The organism is Pararhodobacter marinus, assembly GCF_003122215.1.
GTDB lineage: Bacteria > Pseudomonadota > Alphaproteobacteria > Rhodobacterales > Rhodobacteraceae > Pararhodobacter > Pararhodobacter marinus.
This window is the reverse complement of sequence record NZ_QEYD01000001.1, coordinates 398,888-422,432: the sequence shown is the minus strand read 5'-3', so window position 1 is coordinate 422,432 and position 23,545 is coordinate 398,888. Positions and strand designations below refer to the sequence as shown.

At 64.8% G+C, this 23,545-nt stretch carries 15 protein-coding genes; 10 read left to right on the top strand and 5 right to left on the bottom strand.

Annotation, left to right across the window (positions count from 1 at the left end; genetic code table 11):
* Positions 1-3 precede the first annotated feature (3 nt).
* The 4 genes from C4N9_RS02050 to C4N9_RS02035 are packed head-to-tail and all read left to right on the top strand — an operon-like array spanning position 4 to position 12,431.
* The gene (locus tag C4N9_RS02050) at positions 4-6,330 is read left to right on the top strand and encodes a type I polyketide synthase (protein WP_109531608.1); all 6,327 of its coding nucleotides are present in this window, start codon (positions 4-6) and stop codon (positions 6,328-6,330) included.
* Positions 6,327-7,271 carry a glycosyltransferase family 2 protein gene (locus tag C4N9_RS02045; protein WP_109531607.1) on the top strand — a complete coding sequence of 315 codons (945 nt, stop codon included), beginning with the start codon at positions 6,327-6,329 and terminating at the stop codon, positions 7,269-7,271. The genes C4N9_RS02050 and C4N9_RS02045 overlap by 4 nt, the downstream gene beginning before the upstream one ends.
* A 2-nt stretch (positions 7,272-7,273) precedes the next feature.
* A complete protein-coding gene (locus C4N9_RS02040; protein WP_109531606.1) occupies positions 7,274-11,800 on the top strand; it encodes a MupA/Atu3671 family FMN-dependent luciferase-like monooxygenase in 4,527 nt (1,508 codons plus the stop codon).
* A gap of 7 nt (positions 11,801-11,807) precedes the next feature.
* Positions 11,808-12,431 (top strand): 4'-phosphopantetheinyl transferase family protein, encoded by a 624-nt coding sequence (locus tag C4N9_RS02035; RefSeq protein WP_109531605.1) that lies wholly within the window; start codon positions 11,808-11,810, stop codon positions 12,429-12,431.
* Here the strand turns inward: C4N9_RS02035 and C4N9_RS02030 are convergent.
* Genes C4N9_RS02030 through C4N9_RS02010 form a run of 5 tightly spaced genes read right to left on the bottom strand, consistent with a single transcriptional unit; the run spans position 12,409 to position 16,263 of the window.
* Entirely contained in the window at positions 12,409-13,584 is a 1,176-nt protein-coding gene (locus C4N9_RS02030) for a TIGR03862 family flavoprotein (protein WP_109531604.1), read from the bottom strand. The genes C4N9_RS02035 and C4N9_RS02030 overlap by 23 nt on opposite strands.
* On the bottom strand, positions 13,574-14,266 hold the full coding sequence (dnaQ, locus tag C4N9_RS02025) for a DNA polymerase III subunit epsilon (protein ID WP_109531603.1): 693 nt from the start codon (positions 14,264-14,266) through the stop codon (positions 13,574-13,576). The genes C4N9_RS02030 and dnaQ overlap by 11 nt, the downstream gene beginning before the upstream one ends.
* Entirely contained in the window at positions 14,259-14,855 is a 597-nt protein-coding gene (coaE, locus tag C4N9_RS02020; protein WP_109531602.1) for a dephospho-CoA kinase, read from the bottom strand. Before coaE ends, dnaQ begins: the two co-directional genes overlap by 8 nt.
* Positions 14,852-15,670 (bottom strand): shikimate dehydrogenase, encoded by an 819-nt coding sequence (locus C4N9_RS02015; protein WP_109531601.1) that lies wholly within the window; start codon positions 15,668-15,670, stop codon positions 14,852-14,854. The genes coaE and C4N9_RS02015 overlap by 4 nt, the downstream gene beginning before the upstream one ends.
* Positions 15,667-16,263 carry a Maf family protein gene (locus C4N9_RS02010; protein ID WP_109531600.1) on the bottom strand — a complete coding sequence of 199 codons (597 nt, stop codon included), beginning with the start codon at positions 16,261-16,263 and terminating at the stop codon, positions 15,667-15,669. The genes C4N9_RS02015 and C4N9_RS02010 overlap by 4 nt, the downstream gene beginning before the upstream one ends.
* 505 nt (positions 16,264-16,768) lie before the next feature.
* Between C4N9_RS02010 and rho the strand changes: the two genes are divergently transcribed.
* Genes rho through C4N9_RS01980 form a run of 6 tightly spaced genes read left to right on the top strand, consistent with a single transcriptional unit; the run spans position 16,769 to position 23,544 of the window.
* The gene (gene rho / locus C4N9_RS02005; protein ID WP_109531599.1) at positions 16,769-18,040 is read left to right on the top strand and encodes a transcription termination factor Rho; all 1,272 of its coding nucleotides are present in this window, start codon (positions 16,769-16,771) and stop codon (positions 18,038-18,040) included.
* Positions 18,041-18,065: 25 nt separating this feature from the next.
* A complete protein-coding gene (gene mnmE, locus C4N9_RS02000; RefSeq protein WP_109531598.1) occupies positions 18,066-19,343 on the top strand; it encodes a tRNA uridine-5-carboxymethylaminomethyl(34) synthesis GTPase MnmE in 1,278 nt (425 codons plus the stop codon).
* A gap of 2 nt (positions 19,344-19,345) precedes the next feature.
* Positions 19,346-21,223, top strand: coding sequence for a tRNA uridine-5-carboxymethylaminomethyl(34) synthesis enzyme MnmG (gene mnmG / locus C4N9_RS01995; protein ID WP_109531597.1), 1,878 nt, complete (start codon positions 19,346-19,348; stop codon positions 21,221-21,223).
* Complete coding sequence (gene rsmG / locus C4N9_RS01990; RefSeq protein ID WP_168192089.1) at positions 21,210-21,854, top strand: 16S rRNA (guanine(527)-N(7))-methyltransferase RsmG; 645 nt, start codon at positions 21,210-21,212, stop codon at positions 21,852-21,854. The genes mnmG and rsmG overlap by 14 nt, the downstream gene beginning before the upstream one ends.
* Complete coding sequence (locus C4N9_RS01985; RefSeq protein ID WP_109531595.1) at positions 21,851-22,639, top strand: ParA family protein; 789 nt, start codon at positions 21,851-21,853, stop codon at positions 22,637-22,639. The genes rsmG and C4N9_RS01985 overlap by 4 nt, the downstream gene beginning before the upstream one ends.
* Positions 22,639-23,544, top strand: a complete 906-nt coding sequence (locus C4N9_RS01980; RefSeq protein WP_109531594.1) for a ParB/RepB/Spo0J family partition protein — start codon at positions 22,639-22,641, stop codon at positions 23,542-23,544. The genes C4N9_RS01985 and C4N9_RS01980 overlap by 1 nt, the downstream gene beginning before the upstream one ends.
* The last annotated feature ends 1 nt before the right edge of the window (position 23,545 follow it).

Genomic DNA, 23,545 nt, shown 5'->3' with positions numbered 1-23,545 from the left:
GCCATGTCCGCCGATATCTCCGAGACCGACATCGCCATCGTGGGCATGGCCGCCCATCTGCCCGGCGCGCCGTCGGTCGATGCCTATTGGCAGATGTTGCGCTCGGGCACCCGCGCGATCCGGCAACTGACCGAGGATGAACTGATCGCCGCGGGCGAGGACCCGGCGAATATCCGTCAGCCCAACTACGTCCCCTTCGCGGCTCCACTCGACAAATTCGCCGAGTTCGACGCCGAGTTCTTCGGCTTCTCGCCCAAGGAGGCCGCGATCCTGGACCCGCAGCACCGCCAGTTTCTGGAAGTGGCATGGGAAGCAATGGAAAACGCCGGCACCACGCCCGAAGGCTTCGACGGCACGATCGGCGTCTATGCGGGCTGCGGCATGGGCAGCTATTTCTATTTCAACATCTGCTCGAACCGCGACATGGTGCGCGATGTCGGCATGTTCCTGTTGCGCCATACCGGCAACGACAAGGATTTCCTGTCCACCCGCGTCAGCCATATCTTCGATTTGCGCGGGCCGTCGATCAACATCCAGACCGCCTGTTCCACCTCGCTGGTGGCGCTGCATTATGCCTCGCAGGCGCTGTTGAACGGCGAATGCGACATGGCGCTGGCGGGTGGCGTGACCATCGAGCTGCCGCAGATGCGCGGCTATTTCTACAAGGAAAACGAGATCCTCAGCCCAGATGGCGAATGCCACGCCTTCGACCACCGCGCGCAGGGCACGGTGTTCGGCTCGGGGGCGGGTTGCGTGGCGCTGAAACGTCTGGACGATGCGATCCGCGACGGCGACCATATCTGGGCCGTCGTCAAGGGATCGGCCATCAACAACGACGGGGCGCAGAAGGCGGGCTATCTGGCACCCTCGGTCGAGGGTCAGGCGCGCTGCGTGGCCGAGGCACAGGCATTGTCCGACGTTCCCGCCGAGACGGTCGATTACATTGAATGCCACGGTACCGGCACCTATCTGGGCGACCCGATCGAGGTCGCGGCGATGACGCAGGCCTTTCAGCAAACCACCGACAAGACGCAATTCTGCAAGATCGGCTCGGTCAAGACGAATATCGGCCATCTGGACACGGCGGCGGGCGTGGCCTCGCTCATCAAGGTGGCCTTGTCGCTGCACCACAAGGAAATGCCCCCCTCGCTGGGTTTCGAGGCGCCGAACCCGACGATCGACTTCGAAACCTCGCCCTTTGCCGTCAACGCCGCGCTGACGCCGTGGGAAAACCGCGGCCATCCGCGCCGCGCGGGTGTCAATTCGCTGGGCGTGGGTGGCACCAATGCCCATGCGATCCTGCAGGAAGCGCCCGAGCGCGCCCCGTCCGAGGAAAGCGACTGGCCGTTTCAGCTTTTCACCCTCTCGGCGCGATCGAAAGCCGCGCTGGACGGGCAAGCGGCCAATCTGGCCGCCCATCTGCGCGCGAATCCCGATCAGAACCTTGCCGATATCGCCTGGACGCTGAAGCAGGGCCGCCGCGCCTTTGACAAGCGCCGCGCGGTGGTGGCCGAAACGGCCAAGGAAGCCGCCTCGCTACTGGAAACCGACAATCCGCGCCGGGTTTTCAGCCATACCGCGCTGGACAATCCCGACGTGGTTTTCCTGTTCCCCGGCGGCGGTGCGCAATACGCGGGCATGGCTCGCGATCTCTATGAGACCGAGCCGGTCTTTGCCGAATGGATGGATCGCGGGCTGGAGATCCTGCAGCCGCGCCTGTCCTACGATCTGCGCGCGCTCTGGCTGCCCGAACCGGGGACCGAGGATGCCGCGAACGAGACGCTGAAAAAGCCCTCGGTCCAGCTGCCGCTGATCATGATCACCGAATATGCGCTGGCGCAGATGCTGATGGCGTGGGGCGTGCAGCCCTCGGCCCTGGTCGGGCATTCGATGGGCGAGAACACCGCCGCCTGTCTGGCCGGCGTCCTCAGCTTCGAAGATTGCATCGGTCTGGTGCATCTGCGTGGCCAGTTGTTCGACACGGTGCCTGCGGGCGGGATGCTGTCGGTGCCGCTGGGTCTGGACGCGCTGACGCCCTATCTGGGCGATCTGGATATCGCCTCGGTCAACGCGCCCGAGCTAACAGTGGTCAGCGGCCCAGATGCGGGGCTTGAGGATCTGGCGAAACGGCTCGAGGCCGACGGCATCGAAACCCAGCGCATCGCCATCGACATCGCCGCGCATTCCAAGATGCTCGAACCGATCCTCGGTCAGTTCCGCGCCTATCTGGCGTCGATCCGCCTTAACCCGCCGCAACTGCCGATCATTTCCAACCGCACCGGCCAGCCTCTGACGCCCGAGCAGGCCACCAGCCCCGATTACTGGACCCAGCACCTGCGCGGCACGGTGATGTTCGCCGATTGCGTGACCCATCTGGCCGAAGTTCCGAACCGCATCTGGATCGAGGTCGGGCCGGGCAAGGCCCTGTCCTCGCTCACCCGGATGCACCGGGCGGTGCCACCGCAACAGGTTCTGGCCGCGCTGCGCCATCCCGACGAAGACATCGCCGACGATCTGTATCACATGGGCCTTCTGGGCCGGATCTGGGCACTGGGCGGCGCGTTCGACTGGGCGCAGATCTGGGGCGAGGCACGGCGGGTGAAGCTGCCGTTGCCGGGTTATGCCTTTGACCGGCGCGAATATTTCATCGCCCCGGCCAAACCCGCCACGATCACCGAAACCGCCCTTCCCGCGCGGATCGAAGACGTGGCCGATATGGGCACGCGGCTGGCCTGGGTCGCGCGCTCGGCCGAGGTGGATGTCGATGTCGAGAGCGAGCTGGATCAGGCCCCGGTGGAAAGCTGGTTGATCTTCGCCGATCAGGACGGCATCGCCGCCCCCGTCATCGCCCGCCTGCGCGAGGCCGGGCAAAAGGTGATCGAGGTGCAGACCGGCGACACGTTCCGCCGCCGGGGCGAGAATGCCTATTCCCTGCCGCCCGAGCGCGGGCGCGAAGGCTATGATCTGCTTATTCAGGACCTGGTCCATCGCGGCACTGTCCCCACCCGGATCGCGCATTTCTGGCTCGCCTCGGGCGAAGAGCGGTTCCGCCCCGGCTCGAACGCGTTTCAGGCGCATGTGGAACAGGGGTTCTATTCGCTGCTGTTCCTCGGTCAGGCCATCGCGGATGAAGGCCTCGCCGGGCCGCTCCATATGAGCGTCATCACCGCCGGCGCCCAGCAGGTCCGGGACGAAGCGCTGCGCTGGCCGGAAAAGGCGCTGATCGCCGGGCCCGCCCGCGTCATGCCGCATGAGGTCGCCGGGATCACCATCGGCACGCTGGATATCGACCCCCGCACCCGCAAGCGCGGCTCGGCGCCGGATCAAACGATCCCGATCCTTGAGGAATTACTCGCCCAACCCGGCAACCCTGTCGCCGCCCTGCGCGGGACCAAGCGTTATATCCAGAAACTGCGCCCGCAACCGCTGACCGACACCCCCGACCTGCCGCAGGGCGCGGCCTGGGTCATCACCGGCGGTTTCGGCGGCATCGGGCAATCCGTGGCCGAGGCGCTGATCCAACGCTCGGACGCGAAGATCGTGCTGATCGCCCGCACCGCCCTGCCACCGCGCGAGGACTGGGAATCCGCGAAGGCCCGGGGCGACGCCGCGACCCGCCGGATCCTGCAGGTCGAGCGGCTGGAAGCCATGGGCGGCGAGGTGATGATCGCCGCCGCCGATGTCTGCAATATTGACGAGATGCGCGCGGCTTTCGACGCCGCGCGCGCGCGCTTCGGCAAGATCCACGGCGTGATCCACGCCGCGGGCACCATCGACGATGCCCCGCTGGCCGCGAAATCGGTCAGCAGCGTGGAAAACGTCTTTGCCCCCAAGGTCCACGGCACGCGGGTTCTCGACAGCCTGCTGCCCGACGGCGCGGTCGAGCGGATCGTCGTGTTCTCGTCCACCTCGACCCTGACGGCCCCGGCCGGTCAGGTGGATTACGTCGCCGCCAACGAATACCTGAACGCATGGGCCATGGCGCGGTCGGGCAAGACCCGCGTCACCGCCATCGACTGGGGCATCTGGGCCGAGGTCGGCATGGCCGCCGATGCTATGGCCTCGCGCCTGGGCCACGGCCCGGCGATGCCCGAAACCCCCGTCGCGCTGCCTTTGCTGGAAACGGCGGGCTTTGACGCGGGAATGAACCGGCGCTTCAGCGCGACCTATTCCACCGATATGTGGCTGCTGGACGAACACCGCACCAAGGACAACCGCGCGCTGGTGCCCGGCACCGGGATGCTGGAAATCGCCGCGCAATCGCTGCACGGGCAGGGCGAGGTCGAACCTTTCGAAATCGCCGATCTGACCTTCTTCCGCGCGCTCGAGGTCGACGATCCCCGTGCGATCCGCGTGACGCTGACGCGCAACGACGCGGGCTATGACTTCGCGCTGCGCTCGGGCGTGACGTTGCGCGGGCGGGACGGCTTCGTGCTGAATGCAGCTGCGCAGATCAACATGCGCAACATCGCCCGCCCCGCGCCGCTGGACATCACCGCCGTCGAGGCGCGCTGCCAGACCGGGATCAAGGAAGACCCCTGCGGCATCGCCACGGGGCAGGAGACCCATCTCAATTTCGGCCCGCGCTGGCGGGTGCTGAACCGCGTGGCCTATGGCACGGGCGAAGGCATCGCCCGTCTGGCCCTGCCCGACGCGTTCCGCGCCGATCTGGATCAGGGCTATGTGCTGCACCCGGCCCTGATGGACCTTGCCACAGGCTGGGCGATGGACCTGATCGCGGGCTATGGCGGTCGCGCGCTCTGGGTGCCGGTGAGCTATGGCAGCGTGAAGGTCTTCCGCGCCCTGCCTGCCGAGATCGTCAGCCATGTCCGCATCGCCCCCGCCGAACCGGGCGTGGCCAGTTTCGACATCACCCTTGCCACGCCCGAGGGCGAGGTCTGCGCCGAGATTGCCCGCTTCACCATCAAGCGGCTGGAAGGAGGCTTTGGCGCACCCGCACCGCTTTTACCGTCCGAGGTCGAATTCGACGCCGGGACCGAGGACCGCGCGCTCAATCCCGGCGAGGAACGGCTGGCGCGCAATCTTGCGCAGGGCCTGACCGCAGCCGAGGGCGCCGAAGGCTTCCTGCGCGCGCTCGCCACGGATCGGCGGCAAGTGGTTGTCTCGTCGCTGACGCTGCCCGAACTGATCGCCGAGGCCGCGCAGCCCATCGAGATCGAAACCGGCGAGGGCCAGAAATTCGAGCGCCCCAACCTCGACAGCGCCTATGTCGCGCCGCGCAACGATGTCGAACGGATGCTGGTCGCGATGTTCGAGGAATTGCTGGGCGTGCAGGGCGTCGGCGTGCAGGACAGTTTCTTTGACCTGGGCGGCCATTCGCTGATCGCCGTTCGGCTGTTCGCGCGCGTGAAGAAAACATGGTCGGTCGATTTCCCGATCTCGATCCTGTTCGAAGCGCCAACCGTCGAAAAGGTCGCCGCCATGGTGGCCGAGCGTGCCGGAATTACCGAGACGGGCGATGCCCCCGCCGTGGCCGTGCCGCAGAAACGCTACGAGTTCCTCGTGCCGATGCACGAGGGCGAGCCGGGCGCGAAAACGCCGTTCTTCCTGTGCGCGGGCATGTTCGGCAACGTGCTGAACCTGCGCAACCTCGCCCAGCTTCTGGGCCGCGACCGACCGTTCTATGGCCTTCAGGCGCGCGGGCTTCTGGGCGGCGCCGAACCGCATCGCCGTCTGGACGAGGCCGCACGCGATTACCTGGCCGAGGTCCGGCAGGTGCAACCGCACGGCCCCTATCTGATCGGCGGTTTCTCGGGCGGCGGGCTGACGGCTTTGGAAATGGCGCGGCAATTGCGCACCGAGGGCGAGGAGGTCGCGCTGCTGACGCTGCTGGACACGCCGCTGCCCGAACGCCCGGCGCTGAACCGGGCGGACAAGGCGCTGATCAAGCTGGCCGAATTCCGCCGCAAGGGTCCGGGCTATTTCGCCGAATGGATGGCCGACCGCAAAGCGTGGAAGGAAGAGCTGGACCGCATGGCGCAAGAGGCCCAGGCCGAAGCCGATAGCGGCTTCCACAACCGCGCCATCGAAACCGCCTTCCGCAATGCCCTGCCGCATGTGGGCCTTGACCCCTATGACGGCCGGGTCGCGCTGTTCCGTCCGCCGCTGGACCGGCATTGGAAAGTCTCGGGCGGGCGCTGGGTGAGCAGTGCCAAGGAATACGTCCATGACGATAACGACTGGTCGCGCTACATGGCCCGGCTCAGCGTGCACGAGGTTCCCGGCGATCACGATTCCATGGTGCTGGAACCCAATGTCCGTGTCATGGCGTCCAAGCTGAAGACCCTGATCGCTGAGGTCGAGACATGAGCCGCGTTCTGTGTGTGATCCTGAACTGGCGCACCGCCGAGATGACGGCGCGCGCCGCCGAGGCCGCCATCACCGCGATGGAGGGGATCGAGGGCGCGATCACCATCGTTGACAATGACAGCCAGGACGGCAGCTTCGAAACCCTGACCGCCCGCGCCGAAAGCTGGCCGCGCGTGCGGGTGATCGCGTCGGACCGCAATGGCGGCTTCGGGGCGGGGAACAACGTGGGCATCCGCGCGGGCCTGCCGGACGGAACGCGGCCCGATTACGTGTTCATCCTGAATTCCGACGCCTTCCCCGAACCCGATGCGATCCGCGTGTTGCTCGATTACCTCGAGTCCCATCCGCAGACCGGATTCGCGGGCAGCGCGATCCGGGGGGAGGACGATGTGCCGCATGTCACCGCCTTCCGCTTCCCCTCGATCGCCAGCGAGTTCGAAGGCGCGGCAAAGACCGGGCCGGTGTCGAAGCTGCTCAGACACGCCATCGTCGCCCCGCCGCTGCCCACCGAGACCACGCAAGTCGACTGGGTCGCCGGGGCCAGCGTGCTGATGCGGCAGGACATGCTGGATGAGATCGGTCTCTTCGATGAAACATTTTTCCTGTATTTCGAAGAGGTTGATCTGTTTCTGCGCGGGCGGCGGGCGGGCTGGCGTGCGGCTTATGTCGTCGAAAGCCGGGTCGTGCATATCGGCTCGGTCAGCACCGGGATGAAGCAATGGTCCCGCGTGCCGGATTATTGGTTTCAGTCGCGGCGGCATTACTTTGAAAAGAACCACGGTCGTCTCTACACGCTGACCGCGACCGCGGCGCATATGGCGGGGCTGGGCCTGTACGGGCTGCGGGTGTTGCTGCAGCGCAAACAACCCCATACCCCGCCACATTTTGTCCGCGATCTTTTGCGACACAGTCTGGGAACGCGCCGACCGCAGGAGAGTTAAGAATGACGTCTTTTTCGAGTGTCCTGGTTGGGAATGAATCCCTGCTGGTGGAATGCGCCAAGATCCTTCTGGGACGCGGCCACCGGATCGTCACCGTCGCCAGCCGCAATGCCGAGGTGATCGCCTGGGCCGAGGCCGCCGGTCTGCCGGTCGTCGCCCCCGGCAAGGGGCTGGAAGACCGCGTCTCCGCCGATTTCGACTGGCTGTTGTCCATTGCCAACCTGTCCGTTCTGCCCGACGCGCTGATCGCCCGCGCCGTGAAAGGCGCGGTCAATTTCCATGACGGCCCGCTGCCGCGCTATGCCGGGCTGAACGCGCCGCTCTGGGCGATGCTGAAAGGTGAGACGCGCCACGGCGTGACATGGCACCGGATCGAAGGCGGGATCGACGAAGGCCGTGTTTTGCAACAGGCCGGTTTCGACATCCAGCCCGATGACACCGCCTTTTCCCTCAATGCCCGCTGCTATGCGGCGGCCATCGAAAGCTTCCCCGCCGTCGTGACGGCCCTGGAAACCGATGCGCCGGGCACCGCGCAGGATCTGAGCCAGCGGACGCTTTATCGCCGCGACGACCGCCCGGCCCACGCGGCGCGGATCGATTTCACCCGCCCGGGGGCCGAGATTGTCCGCCTGGTGCGCGCGCTCGATCATAGCGGCTACTGGAACCCTCTGGCGCTGCCCAAGGTGGAAACCGCCAAGGGCGTCTTCGCCGTGACCGGGTCGGAGATCGTCCCCGGCTCGGGCGTGCCGGGCACCGTCTTGGACACGGGCGACGCGCTGACCGTTGCCTGCGCCGATGGCGCGGTAAGGCTGACGGGCCTGACCTGTCTCGGTGGCCTGCCCGAAAGCGACATCGCCGAAACCGGCGACCTGCTGCCCGCCCCATCCGAGTCCCTGACCGGTGCCATGGCCCGCGTCACCCCGGGCGAAGCCCGCTGGCGCAAGGCGCTTTCCGCCTTTGCCCCGTCCGAACTGTCCGCCAAAGGCGCCGGCACGGGCCGGGCCGAGCGTGCGCTGGACAATGTCACCGCCCTGCGCGCGGCGGCGATCCTGTCGTCCTTTACCCCCGGCAGCTGGGCCTATCGCGGCCCGATGACCGACGACGCGCATCGCGCCGCCCCGGCCTATATCGCGTCCTGGGTGCCGATGAACGTCACGGGTGACAGCCTCGGCGCACTGGAAGCCGCGATGGCGGACACCACGGCCTTCACAGAAACGCATCCCTCGTACGCGCGCGACCTCATCGGCCGCGACCCGGCGCTGATGCCGCTTTCCGCCCCGGCGCTGGGCCTGTCGGAAACCGACGCGCCCATCGACGGCGTGGCGCTGTGCCTTGTGTCAGGGCCTGCGGGTCTGACGCTGAGCGCCGATCTGTCGTTGACGGACGAGGCCACGCTGGATCTCGCCGTTGCGCGCATCGCGCATCTGGCGCAGGCCGATGCGGCGACGCCGCTGAACAAGCTCGACCGCCTCAGCGCGCCCGAGCGCGCGATCCTCGACCGGCTCAACGACACCGCCGCGCCCTTCGACAACCAGCCTATCAGCCGCCTGTTCGAAGCTCAGGTCGCCCGGACCCCCGACGCGACCGCGCTGGTCTTTGAGGGCCGGTCGCTGACCTATGCCCAACTGAACGCGCGGGCCAACAAGGTCGCGCATGTCCTGCAAGGAATGGGCATCAATCCCGACACGCCTGTCGCGCTGTGTGCCCGCCGCTCGCCCGATCTCTTGATCGGCGCGCTGGGGATCCTGAAGGCCGGCGGCGCTTATGTGCCGATGGATCCGTCCTATCCCGCCGACCGGCTGAAGCATTTCGTCACCGATAGCGGCGCGCCGGTCATCGTGACGCAATCGGGCCTGATCGACAGTCTGCCGGACCACGCCGCGCAGCTGCTGGTTCTGGACACGGATACCCGCCTTGCCGCCGCCCCGGACACCAATCCAGAAACCGGCGCGTCGCCCGAAAACCTGGCCTATCTGATCTATACCTCGGGCTCGACCGGGCTGCCCAAGGGCGTGATGGTCGAACACCGCAACGTCGCCAATTTCTTCGCCGGGATGGATCAGCGCATCCAGCACGATCCCGCCGGCGTCTGGCTGGCCGTGACCTCGCTGTCGTTCGACATCTCGGTGCTCGAACTCTTCTGGACGCTGGCGCGCGGCTTCAAGCTGGTGCTGACCTCGGACGAAGACCGCATGATGGTCTCGGGCGGGTCGATGGCGATTTCCGACAAGAAGATGGATTTCAGCCTGTTCTACTGGGGCAATGATGACGGCCCCGGCCCGAAGAAATACGAGCTGCTGCTGGAAGGCGCGAAATTCGCCGATACCCACGGCTTCCGCGCCGTCTGGACGCCGGAACGCCATTTCCACGCCTTCGGTGGCCCCTATCCGAACCCCGCCGTGACCGGCGCGGCGGTGGCGGCGGTGACAAAGAATATCGACGTGCGCGCGGGCTCCTGCGTGGCGCCGCTGCACCACCCGCTAAGGATCGCCGAGGAATGGGCGGTGATCGACAACCTGACCAACGGGCGCGTGGGCCTTGGCATGGCCTCGGGCTGGCACCCGGTCGATTTCGTGCTGCGGCCGGAAAACTCGGTGCCCCACAACAAGGCCGCCCTGTTCGACACGATCGAGAAGGTGCGCAAGCTGTGGCGTGGCGAGGATGTCGCGTTTGACCATAATGGCGAGGAACGCATCGTTCAGTCGCTGCCGCGTCCTGTGTCCAAGGAATTGCCGATCTGGCTGACCACGGCGGGCAATCCCGAAACCTGGCGCGAGGCCGGGCGCATCGGTGCGAACGTGCTGACCCACCTTCTGGGCCAGTCGATCGACGAGGTCGCCGAAAAGATCCGCATCTATCACGACGCCCTGCGCGAGGTGGGCCGTGACCCGGCGGATCACACGGTCACGATGATGCTGCACACCTATGTCGCCCGCACCCGAGAGATCGCGCGCGAAACCGCCAGCGGCCCGATGAAAAGCTATCTTCTGTCGGCGGCCGCTTTGCTGAAGCAGTATGCCTGGGCGTTCCCCGCCTTCAAGAAGCCCAAAGGCACGTCGAACCCGATGGAGATCGACCTTGCCACGCTCAGCCAGGACGAGGTGGACGGGATCCTCGATTATGCGTTCAATCGCTATTTCGAAGACAGCGGCCTGTTCGGCACGGTCGACGATTGCATCCGCCGCGTCGAGCAACTCAAGGCCATCGGCGTGGCCGAGATCGGCTGCCTGATCGATTACGGCATCCCTACCCAGCAGGTGCTCGAGGGGCTTTATCCGCTGGCCGAGGTGCTGCGCCGGTCGAACGCGCCGGCCGAGCTGGACGCGAACGACTTCTCGCTCGCCGCGCAGATCCAGCGCCACAAGGTCACGCATCTGCAATGCACGCCCTCGATGGCACGAATGCTGGTCACCAATGACGAGGCCCGCGCGGCTTTGGGGCAGGTCAAGCACATGATGGTCGGCGGCGAGGCGCTGCCGGGGGCTCTGGCGTCGCAGCTAACGGAGATCACGGGGTCCCCGGTGCAGAACATGTACGGACCCACCGAGACCACGATCTGGTCCACCACCGCCTATTCCAAGGGTGGCGAGGGCGTGGTCGGCATCGGCTCGGCCATCGCCAACACGACGCTGCATGTGCTGGACGACGATCAGCGCCCGGTCCCGGTGGGGCAGGAGGGCGAGCTGTGGATCGGCGGGGCAGGCGTTACGCGCGGCTATTGGCAGCGTCCGCAACTGACCGCCGAGCGGTTCGTCACCATTGACGGCGCGCGGCTCTATCGCACCGGCGATCTGGTGCGGCTGCGGCCGGACGGGACGGTCGATTTCCTGGGCCGCGCGGATCATCAGGTGAAGATCCGCGGCTACCGGATCGAACTGGGCGAGATCGAGACGCAGCTCGACGCGCAACCCGGCGTCACGCAATCGGTGGTCATCGCGCGCGAGGATCAGCCGGGCGACGTGCGGCTGGTGGCCTATGTGCTGGGCCATGCCGATACGGGCGCTTTGAAAACGGCGCTGGCGGGGGTGTTGCCCGCGCATATGGTGCCCTCGGCTCTGGTGCGGCTGGACAGCTTCCCGCTGACGCCCAACAAGAAGATCGACCGCAAGGCCCTGCCCGCGCCGGGCGTCGTGCGGCCTGCGGTGATCGCCGCGCCGGTCGCGGCGAATGGCGGCGATACGCAGGCACGGATCGCGGGGATCTGGCAGAAGGTGCTTGGCGTGCCTGACATCAAGCCCGCCGACAACTTCTTCCAGCTGGGCGGGCATTCGCTGCTGGCCGTGCAGGCGCATCGCGAAATCCGCGAGGCGCTGGCACTGCCCGGTCTGTCGATCACCGACGTGTTCCGCTTCCCGGTCCTGCAGGCTCTGGCGGCGCATATCGACGCCAAGCTGAAGCCTGCGGGCAGCACCGCGCCGCAAACGCCCGAACCCGCCAAGGAAGTCGAGCAAGAGGCCGCGCGCGGACGCATGGACGCGATGTCACGGCGCCGCGCCATGCGGGCCGAACGGTTGAGCAAACTGGGATGATCCCTTCGTGAGCAACCTCGACACCGACACGACGCGCCGCCAGCTTGAAACGCTGGCGGCGCAGGTCTTCCGGCCTCCCTTGCGGGTCGCCGTGGTGGCCATCGGTTCTATTTCGCTTAAACCCGAAGAAGAACCCGCGGTCGAGCGTGCGGTCGAGCGTCGAAGGGCCGAGTTCTCGGCTGGGCGGCAGGCGGCGCGGCAGGCGATGGGTCGCGATGTCGCCATCCCGATGGCCATAGACCGCAGCCCGGACTGGCCCGAGGGCGTCACCGGTTCGATCTCGCATGCCGGAGGCTGGGCGATGGCGGCGGTGGGCAAGGGAATGATCGGGCTGGATCTGGAAGTCGATGCCGACCTGCCCGAGGATATCCGCGACACCGTGCTTTTACCGCAGGAGCGCGACCTCGATCCCCGTCTGGCCCGCGTTGTCTTCAGCGCGAAAGAGGCGGCTTACAAAGCGCAATATCCCCGCAGTGGCGCATTGTTCGGGTTCGAGACGCTCGCGATCACGCTGGGCGACGACAGTTTTCGTGCGGTGTTCCAGCGCGATGTCGGCCCGTTCACCGCCGGTCACGTCATTGACGGGCGCTTTGCCATTGGCGCGGGTTTCATCCTGACCGGGACGCAATGAACCGCACGGCGCCGTCGCCCGCCCAGCGGCCCGTGGCAAGACAGGCCGTCAGCAGATAGCCGCCGGTCGGGGCCTCCCAATCCAGCATTTCGCCCGCGGCGAAGGTGCCGGGCAGGGCACGCAGCATCAGCTCGTCGGTCAGGTCCGCGCGCCGGATCCCCCCGGCGGTCGAGATCGCCTCGTCCATCGGGCGCGGGCCGGATAGCGGGACAGGCAGCCTTTTCAGCGCCTGCGCAGCATCCCGGGGATCGGCGGGCAGGGGGCGCAGGAATTCCTGAACCAGCGCCAGACGCCCGCCGGCCAGCCCCAGCTTCCGCAAACGGTTCGCCGCAGATTCCCGGGCGGGACGCCGGGCGATCCGGTCGGTCAGCGCCTCGGCGCTCAGATCGGGGAACAGATCGACGAACAGCCCGGCGCCGTCGCGCAAGCTGCGGCTCAAGGCATAGATCCCGCCGCCTTCCAGACCACGCGCGGAAATCACCGCCTCGGCCCGCAGGCTCCGGTCGCCCGCGATCAGCGCCACGCCCTTCAGCGGCTCGCCGAAATACCGCGCCATCGGTTCGGACCAGTCGACGCGGAACCCCATATTCGCGGGTCTGAACGGCGCCGGCTCGACGCCCACCTCGCGCAGGATACCCGCCCAGGCGCCGTCCGATCCCAGCCGCGCCCAGCTTGCACCGCCCATGGCCAGCACCGTGGCTTCTGGCGTGACCGTCATCGGCCCGTCAGGCGTGTCGAAGTGACCGCCACCGCGCCAGCGCCAGCGCGTGCGCAGATCGAGCCCGCGCGCGCGCAGATCGGCCAGCCAGTGACGTAACAGGGGCGAGGCTTTCATCGATTTCGGGAAAACCCGGCCCGACGATCCGGTAAAGACCTTTTGCCCCTGCGCGCGCATCCAGTCCTGCACGTGAGCTGGGCCGAAAGCCTCCAGCATGGGCCGCAGCCAGTCGCTTGCTTCGTAATAATTCGAAATAAAGGCGTCGAGCGTCTCGTCCTTGGTGACGTTCAGCCCGGATTTCCCCGCCATCAGCAGCTTGCGCGCGGGCGAAGGCTTGGCCTCGGCCAACAGCACGGAGCATCCGGCGGCCAGCAGGCGGTCAGCGGCCATGAGCCCGGCAGGACCGGCGCCCACGACCAGCGCGTCAGGAGCCATAGCGCGCCCAGATCGCCGCTTCGCCCATCTTTTCGACCAGCTTGGCATGGGCCGCGGCCTCGTCCGCCGTCAGGCGGGAAGGCAGCGGCACCGGACGGGCGCGCGGGCGCCACTGGCTGTCGACCGAACCGCCGCCGCGCGACGACCCGGCCCCACCGAGCACCAGATCCGGCTGACGCCCGCCCATCAGTTCCAGATAGACCTCGGCCAGGATCTCCGAGTCGAGCAGAGCGCCGTGCAACGTCCGCGACGAGTTGTCGATGCCGAACCGCCGGCACAGCGCATCCAGCGAGGCGGGCGAGCCCGGGAAACGCCGCCGGGCGATGGCCAGCGTGTCGACGACCTTGTTCTGAAGCTTTGGGCGGCCGGATTTCTCCAGCTCGAAATTCAGGAACTTCATGTCGAAGGCGGCGTTGTGGATCACCAGCGTCGCGCCGGTGAAGAACGCGACGAAATCGTCCGCGATCTCGTTGAATTTCGGCTGCGGGCGCAGGAAATCCGCCGACAACCCGTGCACGTTGAACGCCTCTTCCGGCATGTCGCGCTCGGGGTTGATGTATTGGTGATAGGTCCGTCCGGTCGGCATGTGGTTGACCAGCTCGACACCGCCGATCTCCACCAGCCGGTGTCCCTCGGACGGCTCGAAGCCGGTGGTTTCCGTGTCCATGACGATTTCACGCATTGCGCGTTTCTCCGCTCAGCCCTGCCACCAAGTCGAACACGGCGCGGCGGGTCTGTTCAAGACCCAGCGTCTGGATCACGTGATCGGCGCGCGCGCGTTTCTCGGCATCGGGCATCTGTTTCGACAATATGGTCCTAAAATGCGCCTCGGTCATGCCGGGACGCGCCAGAACCCGCTCGCGCTGGACCTCGGGCGGGGCGGAGACGACCAGCACCCGATCGACGCCCTTCTCGCCGCCGGTTTCAAACAGCAGCGGCACATCGACGACGACCAGCGGCTTGTCGGCATGGGCGGCGATGAAATCGGCGCGCGACTGGCCGACCAGCGGGTGAACCACCGCTTCGATCTGCGCAAGCGCGCTCTTGTCCGTAGCGATCCAGTCGCGCAGCGCGGCGCGGTCGATGGCCCCGTCGACAACCGCCGCCGGGTGCAGCGCGGCCAGCGGCGCGACGGCGTCGCCGCCTTTGGCGTAAAGCGCATGCACGGCGGCATCGGCGTCCCAGACCGGCACGCCGGCCTCGCGGAAGAACCCCGCCGTGGTCGATTTTCCCATGCCGATCGAGCCGGTCAGCCCCAGAACCAAGGTCATCCGAGCACCGCCTTGCGCAAAGCCTCGTCAACGCGGGGGCGATGGCCGAACCAGCGCTCGAATCCCGGCACCGCCTGATGCAGAAGCATGCCCAGACCGTCGACTACCGGATTTCCCCGCGCGCGCGCGGTGGCCAGAAGCGGCGTTTCCATCGGTGTATAGACCAGATCGGTTACCAGCGCCGTGGCGGGCAGATCGTCCAGCGGCAGATCCAGAGGCGGATTGCCCGACATCCCCATCGCCGTGCCGTTGACCAGCGTGTCGCAGCCCGCCAGCATCGCCGCCCGCTCGTCCCAGGGGATGACGGTGATGCCGTCGCCCAGCTCACCGGCCAGTTCCTCGGCCCGGGCGCCGGTGCGGTTGGTCAGGCGGATTTCCTCGGCCCCGGCATCCTGAAGCGCCGCGATCACTGCCCGGCTGGCCCCGCCGGCCCCGATCAGGGACACGACGCGCGGAGCCCAGTCGGGATGCGCGTCACGGATATTCTGCGCAAAGCCATGGGCATCGGTGTTGTCGGCTTCGATCCCCGATCTGGTGAAGGTCAGCGTATTCGCGGCCCCGATCCGGTCGGCGAGCCGGGTCACTGTGTCGGCCAGCCCCAGCGCGTCGTGCTTGTGCGGGATGGTGACATTGACGCCGACGAACCCCATGCGCGGCAGGATGCGCAGCGCCTCGGCGAAATCGTCCGGCTTGATATGCAGGGGAACATAGTGCCCTTCGAGCCCGTAGCGCTGCAACCAGTGACGGAACAGGCGGGGCGAGCGGCTATGGGCAACCGGATCGCCGATTACCCCGGCGAGGCGAAGCTGGGTCATCCGTCGATATCCTTTCGACGCGTGAGGATCTGCAAAAGCTCGATCAGCGGCAGGCCCTGGATGCTGAAGAGATCGCCCTCGATGGCGGAAAACAGGCGCAGGCCCTCGGCCTCGATCTGATAGCCACCGACGCAATGCCGGATTTCGTCCCAGTTCCGGGCGATATAGGCGTCGCGATACGCGTCCGAAAAGTCCCGCATTGTCAGACGGGGCGTGGCGAAGTGACGCCAGACCGGCTCGCCCTGGGCGAACAGGACGGCGGCGGTGTGCAGACGGTGAGTCTTGCCGCGCAGCGTATCGAGCTGTGCGCGCGCCTCGTCGGGATCGCGCGGTTTGGCAAAGATCCGGCCGTCGCATTCGAGGATCTGGTCGCAGCCCAAGACCAGCCCCTGCGGATTCCGGCGCGCGACTTTCAGCGCCTTATGCTCGGCCAGGGCATCGGCCAGATCATGCGCGCCGGCGCCCTCGGCCAGAAGCGACTCGCGCAGCATCTCCTCATCGATTCGCGCCGGTTGGACCGCGATCTGCAATCCTGCGTTGCGCAAAAGCGTCGCCCGGATCGCGGAGCCAGAAGCGAGGGTGAGGACAGTCATGTGGATAAGTCTGCTCGAAATCTCTGGGTGGATTGGGGGCCACTGGGGGTGCTGGCGAGAGATCGCCGGTTACACCCAGAAAAGTCAAGCCGCCGGGCCGGTTTCTCCACACGGGAAAACCTCAATGCACAGGGTGTGAAAGATCTGAAAAGGGTCGGCGCCCCGGTGGGGAGAAAGGCAGATTCAGCGCTGAATCCCAAGGGTTTGTCGCGCGTTGTTACCGAAAGGCCCGCGTCGCCAGCCTGTGGACAAAGCTGGGGGCAGAGCCAGAATTCCGGTTATCCCCATGACAATCATCATCATCTATCCTTTCTCTCTTTTCTTATTTTTTAAGAAAGATGGGGACCTGAACGCGCCCGGCATGGATCCGGGGCGCAATTGACTCGGGCTGTGCATTCGCTTAGAGAAACGCCAAAGCGGACCCGTCCGGGACCCCGTGTTTTCCGAAGACTTTATGATTGATCCGATGCTGGCCCCGATCCGGGCGCATCGTGGAGGGCTATGCATGGCCGAGAACCGACTGAACCTGTCCGAGCTGAAAGCCCAGACACCCGCCGAGCTGCTGGCGCTGGCCGAAGAGCTGGAAATCGAGAACGCGCCGTCCATGCGCAAGGGCGAGATGATGTTCTCGATCCTGAAAGAGCGCGCCGAGGATGGCTGGGAAGTCGGCGGCGATGGCGTGCTGGAGGTTCTGCAGGACGGTTTCGGCTTTCTGCGCTCGACTGAAGCCAACTATCTTCCAGGTCCGGACGATATCTACGTCTCGCCCGAGATGATCCGTCAGTTCAGCCTGCGCACCGGCGACACGATCGAAGGCGTGATCGTCGCACCGGGCGAGAACGAGAAGTATTTCGCGCTGACCAAGGTGACGTCGATCAATTTCGACGATCCCGAGCGCGCGCGCCACAAGGTCCATTTCGACAACCTGACGCCGCTCTATCCCGATGAGCGGCTGAACATGGAAATCGAGGATCCGACGATCAAGGATCGCTCGGCGCGGATCATCGATATCGTTGTCCCGCTGGGCAAGGGCCAGCGCGCGCTGATCGTGGCGCCGCCGCGCACGGGTAAGACCGTGCTGATGCAGAACATCGCCCATTCGATCGCGTCGAACCACCCGGAATGCTACCTGATCGTGCTTCTGATCGACGAGCGACCCGAGGAAGTCACGGACATGCAGCGCTCGGTGAAGGGCGAGGTCGTGTCTTCGACCTTCGACGAGCCGGCGACGCGTCACGTGGCGGTGGCCGAGATGGTGATCGAAAAGGCCAAGCGGCTGGTCGAGCACAAGCGCGACGTGGTGATCCTGCTCGACTCGATCACCCGCCTGGGCCGGGCCTTCAACACCGTTGTTCCGTCCTCGGGCAAGGTGCTGACCGGCGGTGTCGATGCCAACGCGCTGCAGCGGCCGAAGCGGTTCTTCGGGGCGGCGCGGAACATCGAAGAAGGCGGGTCGCTGACCATCATCGCCACCGCGCTGATCGATACCGGCTCGCGCATGGACGAGGTGATCTTCGAAGAATTCAAGGGAACGGGCAACTCGGAGATCGTGCTGGACCGCAAGGTGGCCGACAAGCGCGTGTTCCCGGCCATGGATATTCTCAAGTCCGGGACGCGGAAAGAAGACCTGCTGGTCGACAAGTCGAACCTGCAGAAAACCTTCGTTCTGCGCCGCATCCTGAACCCGATGGGCACGACGGATGCGATCGAATTCCTGATCTCGAAGCTGAAACAGACCAAGACGAACAGCGAGTTCTTCGATTCCATGAACTCGTGATCGGGTCGTTCATCCGGAGGGACAGATGGACACGATTGTCGCCCTTGCCACCGCGCAGGGCCGAGCGGGCGTGGCAATCATCCGCGCCTCGGGCGAGCGGGCGTTCGAGCTTTGCGAAGCAATTGCCGGATTTGCGCCTGCCGGGCGCGATTTCCGCTGGGCGCGGTTCCGCGATGCGTCAGGATCGGTCATCGATACCGGGCTGGTCCTGACCTTCGAGCAGGGTCACAGCTTTACCGGTGAGCGGATCTGCGAGTTTCAGGTGCATGGCAGTGTCGCGGTCGTGGCGGCCATGCTGCGCGCCTGTCTTGCCGTCGAAGGCGTGCGAGCGGCGGAAGCGGGTGAGTTCACGCGGCGCGCCTTCCTGAACGGGCGCATGGACCTGACCGAGGTCGAGGCGCTGGCGGATCTGATAGACGCCGAAACCGATGCCCAAAGGCGCCAGGCGCTGGACGTCATGGACGGGTCGGCGCGGGCGATGGTCGAACGCTGGCGCGAGGACCTGTTGCAATCGCTGGCGATGATGGAAGCGGCGCTGGATTTCGCAGATGAGGAATTGCCCGACGATCTGACCGTACAAGTGGTGACCCCGCTGAAGGCGGTCCAGACAAGCTTGCAACATCAAATGGCCGGCCGCCGTGCCTCGGAATCTGTGCGCGGCGGCTTCGAGGTGGCGATCGTGGGGCGGGTGAATGCCGGAAAATCCACGCTTCTCAATGCTTTGGCGGGAAGGGAAGCGGCGATCACCTCGTCGCGCGAGGGGACCACACGGGACGTGATCGAAGTCCGGATGGAGCTGGACGGGTTGTCAGTGACCTTGATCGACACCGCCGGATTGCGGCAGTCGGACGATGAGATCGAGCAGACAGGCATCGAACGCGGGCAAGCGCGGGCCGCGCGCGCGGATTTGCGGGTGTTTCTGCAAAGCGCGCCCGACGAGGTGCCGATGAATGTGACCGAGGGCGATATCATTATCCTGTCGAAGGCTGACCTTTGGGGTCTGGAGGGGCTGTCGGTGCGCAATGGGCAGGGCGTCACCGAGCTTGTGGACCGGATTACGGCTGAGTTGCGGGAGCGGTCACGCGAGAGTTCCGTCTTCACCCGGGAGCGCCATTTCGACAAGCTGAGCCGGGCACTGGAGGGGATCGATACGGCCCTTACGGCATTGGAGCGCGGTCTTGACTGGGACCTCGTTGCGGAAGATGTGAAGGCGGCAATCCGGGCTTTGGATGGCATTATCGGGCGCGTAGATGTAGAAGACGTCCTTGGACGGATCTTTGCGTCGTTCTGTATCGGCAAGTAGGGCTGTTTCACGTGAAACAATATGATGTCATCGTCGTTGGTGCCGGGCATGCCGGTGTCGAAGCTGCCTTGGCCGCAGCGCGCCGGAATGCGCGCACTGCATTGATTACGTTTCGGAAAAGCGACTTGGGTGTGATGTCCTGCAATCCCGCGATCGGTGGGATCGGCAAGGGCCATCTTGTGCGCGAGATCGATGCACTGGACGGAATGATGGGCTGTGCCGGGGACTATGCTGCTATCCAGTACAGGCTGCTCAACCGGTCCCGCGGGCCGGCAGTGCAGGGACCGCGCGTTCAGGCGGATCGGGAACGTTACGCTGCGTTCGTTCAGCGCTATGTGGCGGCGCAGCAAGGCCTTGATGTCATTGAAGCCGAGGTAGTCGATATACGCGTCGATTCCGGTGAGGCAAAGGCGATCGTTCTGGCCGATGGCAGTGAAATCCTCGCCCGCGCGATCGTTCTGGCGACTGGCACTTTCCTGCGTGGGGAAATCCATGTTGGGACCGAGAGGATTGCGGCGGGTCGTCGGGGAGCTCCGGCGGCGGAACGGCTCGGAGATCGCCTCCGTGAAGCGGCGGACGGGATAGGGCGATTGAAGACCGGAACACCTGCGCGGCTGGTTGCGTCAAGCATTGATTGGGGCGTCATTGGCGAACAGCCGGGCGACGAGTATCCCGAATTTCTGTCCTTTCAGACAAGCACTGTCCAGGCGAGGCAAGTTCCTTGCGGTGTCACGGAGACGAACGCGCGGACGCATGAGATCATTGCCAAGAATCTGCATCTTTCCGCGATGCACGTTGGGAATATTTCCGGCGTCGGCCCGCGCTACTGCCCGTCAATTGAAGACAAGGTCGTTCGATTCGCCGAGAAATCGGGGCATAATGTCTTTCTTGAACCCGAGGGCCTGAGCAGCGAGCTTGTTTATCCGAACGGCATCTCGACCTCCCTTCCCGGGGATGTTCAGATTGAGTTTCTTCGGTCTATCAAAGGCTTGGAGAATGTTGAGGTTCGCCATATCGGCTACGCAATCGAATACGATTACCTAGATCCACGCGGATTGCGCGCGACCTTGGAGCATCGCCATATAGCGGGGCTTTTTCTGGCTGGTCAGATCAATGGCACAACGGGGTATGAAGAGGCGGGCGCGCAAGGTCTTCTTGCGGGCGCGAACGCTGCGGCCCGCGCGACGGGCGCTGAGGAGCTCGTCTTGTCCCGCTTCGACAGCTATATAGGGGTCATGATCGACGACCTGATCCATCGCGGTGTGAGCGAACCTTATAGAATGTTCACGTCACGGGCGGAGTATCGTTTGAGCATTCGTGCTGACAATGCCGATCAACGACTGACGCCGATTGGGGTCGATACCAATCTTGTTTCTGAAGATCGCAAGCAAGCCTTTGATGAGAAGATGAATCGCTTGCAAGCGTCGTCGAAAAAGATGAGTGCGGATTTTGTCGATCCCGACGTCGCTTTGGCGCTCAATCTGCTGGTTTCGAAGACCGGGAAGAAGCGTAGTTGGCGGGACGCCGCCGGCCAACTCGTTGCCGAAAAGCGCTCTTGTGCGGACTTGCTGCCCTATCTTCCCGGGATTGACCTGTCTGATCTTGAGCAAGTCGGGCGCGATGCTTTCTACGAACCTTATCTCGAAAGACAATTGCGCGAAGCTGAGCGTCTGAAGCGAGAGAATGCTGTGATGATCCCGCAGGAGATCGATTACACTCTGATTGCCTCGCTTTCGAATGAGTTGAAGACAAAGCTGTCCAATCACCGGCCCAACACGCTCGGTGAAGCTGAGCGGATCGAAGGCATGACACCTGCCGCCATGTCGGCGGTGCTGGCGCATATTCGTCTGCAGGAAAAGCGTCACCGTGTCGCGCGCTGAAGAGGCAGCTGAGGCACTCGGCTTCCCTGTTTCACGTGAAACATTGGAGCAGCTCGACAGGTTTTCAGAAGCCCTCGTCGCGTGGTCGAGAAGGATCAACCTGATCGCGCCAAACACATATGCTGATGTCTGGTCTCGGCATGTTATCGATTCCCTTCAGATTGTTCGCTACGTTCCGGCCGGTTTCCCCGACAGGTGGTGCGATATCGGATCGGGAGGAGGCTTGCCCGGAATCGTTGTCGCAATCGTCGCTTCTGAGAGAGCGCCGGAGACCACGGTGCTCCTCGTGGAAGCGGACAAACGAAAATCAGCTTTCCTGAAGATCATATCGCGAGAGCTCGGATTGAACACGGAGGTCGTCACTCAACGGATTGAAACCGCAGACGACGTAAAGGCTGGCATCGTCTCCGCGCGCGCTCTGGCACCAATGCCCGAACTCCTGGGCTATTGCGCGCGTCACCTTGCGCCGGGCGGTGCCTGTATCCTTGCAAAAGGGCGGAATTGGCGCCAAGAGCTTGAAGCGGCGCAGCAATCGTGGCACTTCGAATGTGACCGCCACGACAGCATCGTCGACCGTGACAGCGTTGTTCTTGTTCTCAGAAATCTTCGCCGATTGGGCAGCCTCACATGAAAATCATTGCGATCGCGAACCAGAAAGGTGGAGTCGCGAAAACGACGACAGCAATAAATCTCGCAGCCGGGCTTGCCGAAAAGGGACGAAAGGTTCTTGTCGTGGACATGGATCCGCAAGGGAACGCCTCCACAGGCCTCGGCGTGTTGCTCGATCAACGACAGGAAACGGTGTATGATCTGCTCTTGGCGGAAGCGACGCCGGAATCCACCATCGTCAAGACCGAAACGCCCGGGATCAGCCTCATTCCCTCAACGACCGAGCTGTCTTCGTCCGACGTTCAGCTCTACAATGTCAACAAGCGCAGCTACTTGTTGAAGGATGCCTTGGCCAGTCCGGCGCTTGCCGCGATGGGTTTCGACTATGTCCTGATAGACTGCCCACCGTCTCTGAACCTTCTGACCGTCAATGCGCTCGTTGCGGCGCATTCGGTGCTGATTCCACTCCAGAGCGAATTTTTTGCCTTGGAGGGCCTGTCACAGCTCATGCTCACCATCCGTGAGATCCGCCAGACGGCGAATAACGCGTTGCGGGTCGAGGGCATTCTGCTGACCATGCACGATCAGCGGAACAACCTTTCACAACAGGTGGAGCGCGACGCGCGCGATACGCTGGGGGACCTTGTCTATCAGACCGTGATCCCCAGAAATGTCCGCTTGAGTGAAGCACCGTCCTTTTCGATTCCGGCGATCAGCTACGATCCGAGCTCGAAAGGCGCCCAGGCGTATCGCGCCTTCTCGCAGGAATTTTTGAGGAATAACAATGATCTACGGGGAGAGTCCTGATGAATGAGCGAAAGCAGCCACGTCGGGGCCTGGGGCGTGGATTGTCGGCGCTGATGGCCGATGTCGGGATTGATGCGCAGGAAACGAACCGGGAGGTTCCGCAGACCCTGAGCGGTTCGCGGGTGGAACAGCTGCCGATCGAATCCATTGAACCGAATCCTGATCAGCCGCGGCGCAAGTTCGATGAGCGCGCTTTGGGTGAATTGACGGAATCGATCCGGTCCAAGGGCATTGTGCAACCGCTGGTCGTACGGCCTTCGCCCCGCCAGGCGGATCGTTATGAAATCGTCGCTGGCGAGCGGCGGTGGCGGGCGGCGCAGCTGGCCCAGCTGGCGACTTTGCCGGTTGTGGTTCGTCAGTTCGATGATCAGGAAGTTCTGGAAGTCGCGATCATCGAGAACATCCAGCGCGAAGGTCTCAACGCGATCGAAGAAGCCACGGGCTATCGTCAGCTGATCGACAAGTTCGGGCACACACAGGAAAAGATCGCCGAGGCACTCGGCAAGAGCCGGAGCCATATCGCGAACCTTCTCAGGTTGCTCAATCTTCCGGTCGACGTTCAGAACATGGTTGTCGCCGGGACCATTTCGGCGGGACACGCACGGGCCCTGGTCACAGCAGAGGATCCGGTGAAGCTAGCGATGAAAGTGGCGGGGGAAGGGCTGTCCGTTCGCGAAACCGAAGACCTGGCTCGGCGCATGACCATTCCGCCGGTCAGTCCGTCGGTCCGTCGAAGCCCGCAAAAGGACACCGATACCCGCGCGCTGGAAGAGGATCTTTCGGCCAATCTGGGCATGGGTGTGGCGATCGATCACAGGGCCGGTGGGGAAGGGCAGGTTACCATCCGCTACAAGACTCTCGAACAGCTCGATCAGCTTTGCCAGTTGTTGTCGTCCGTTCGGTGAA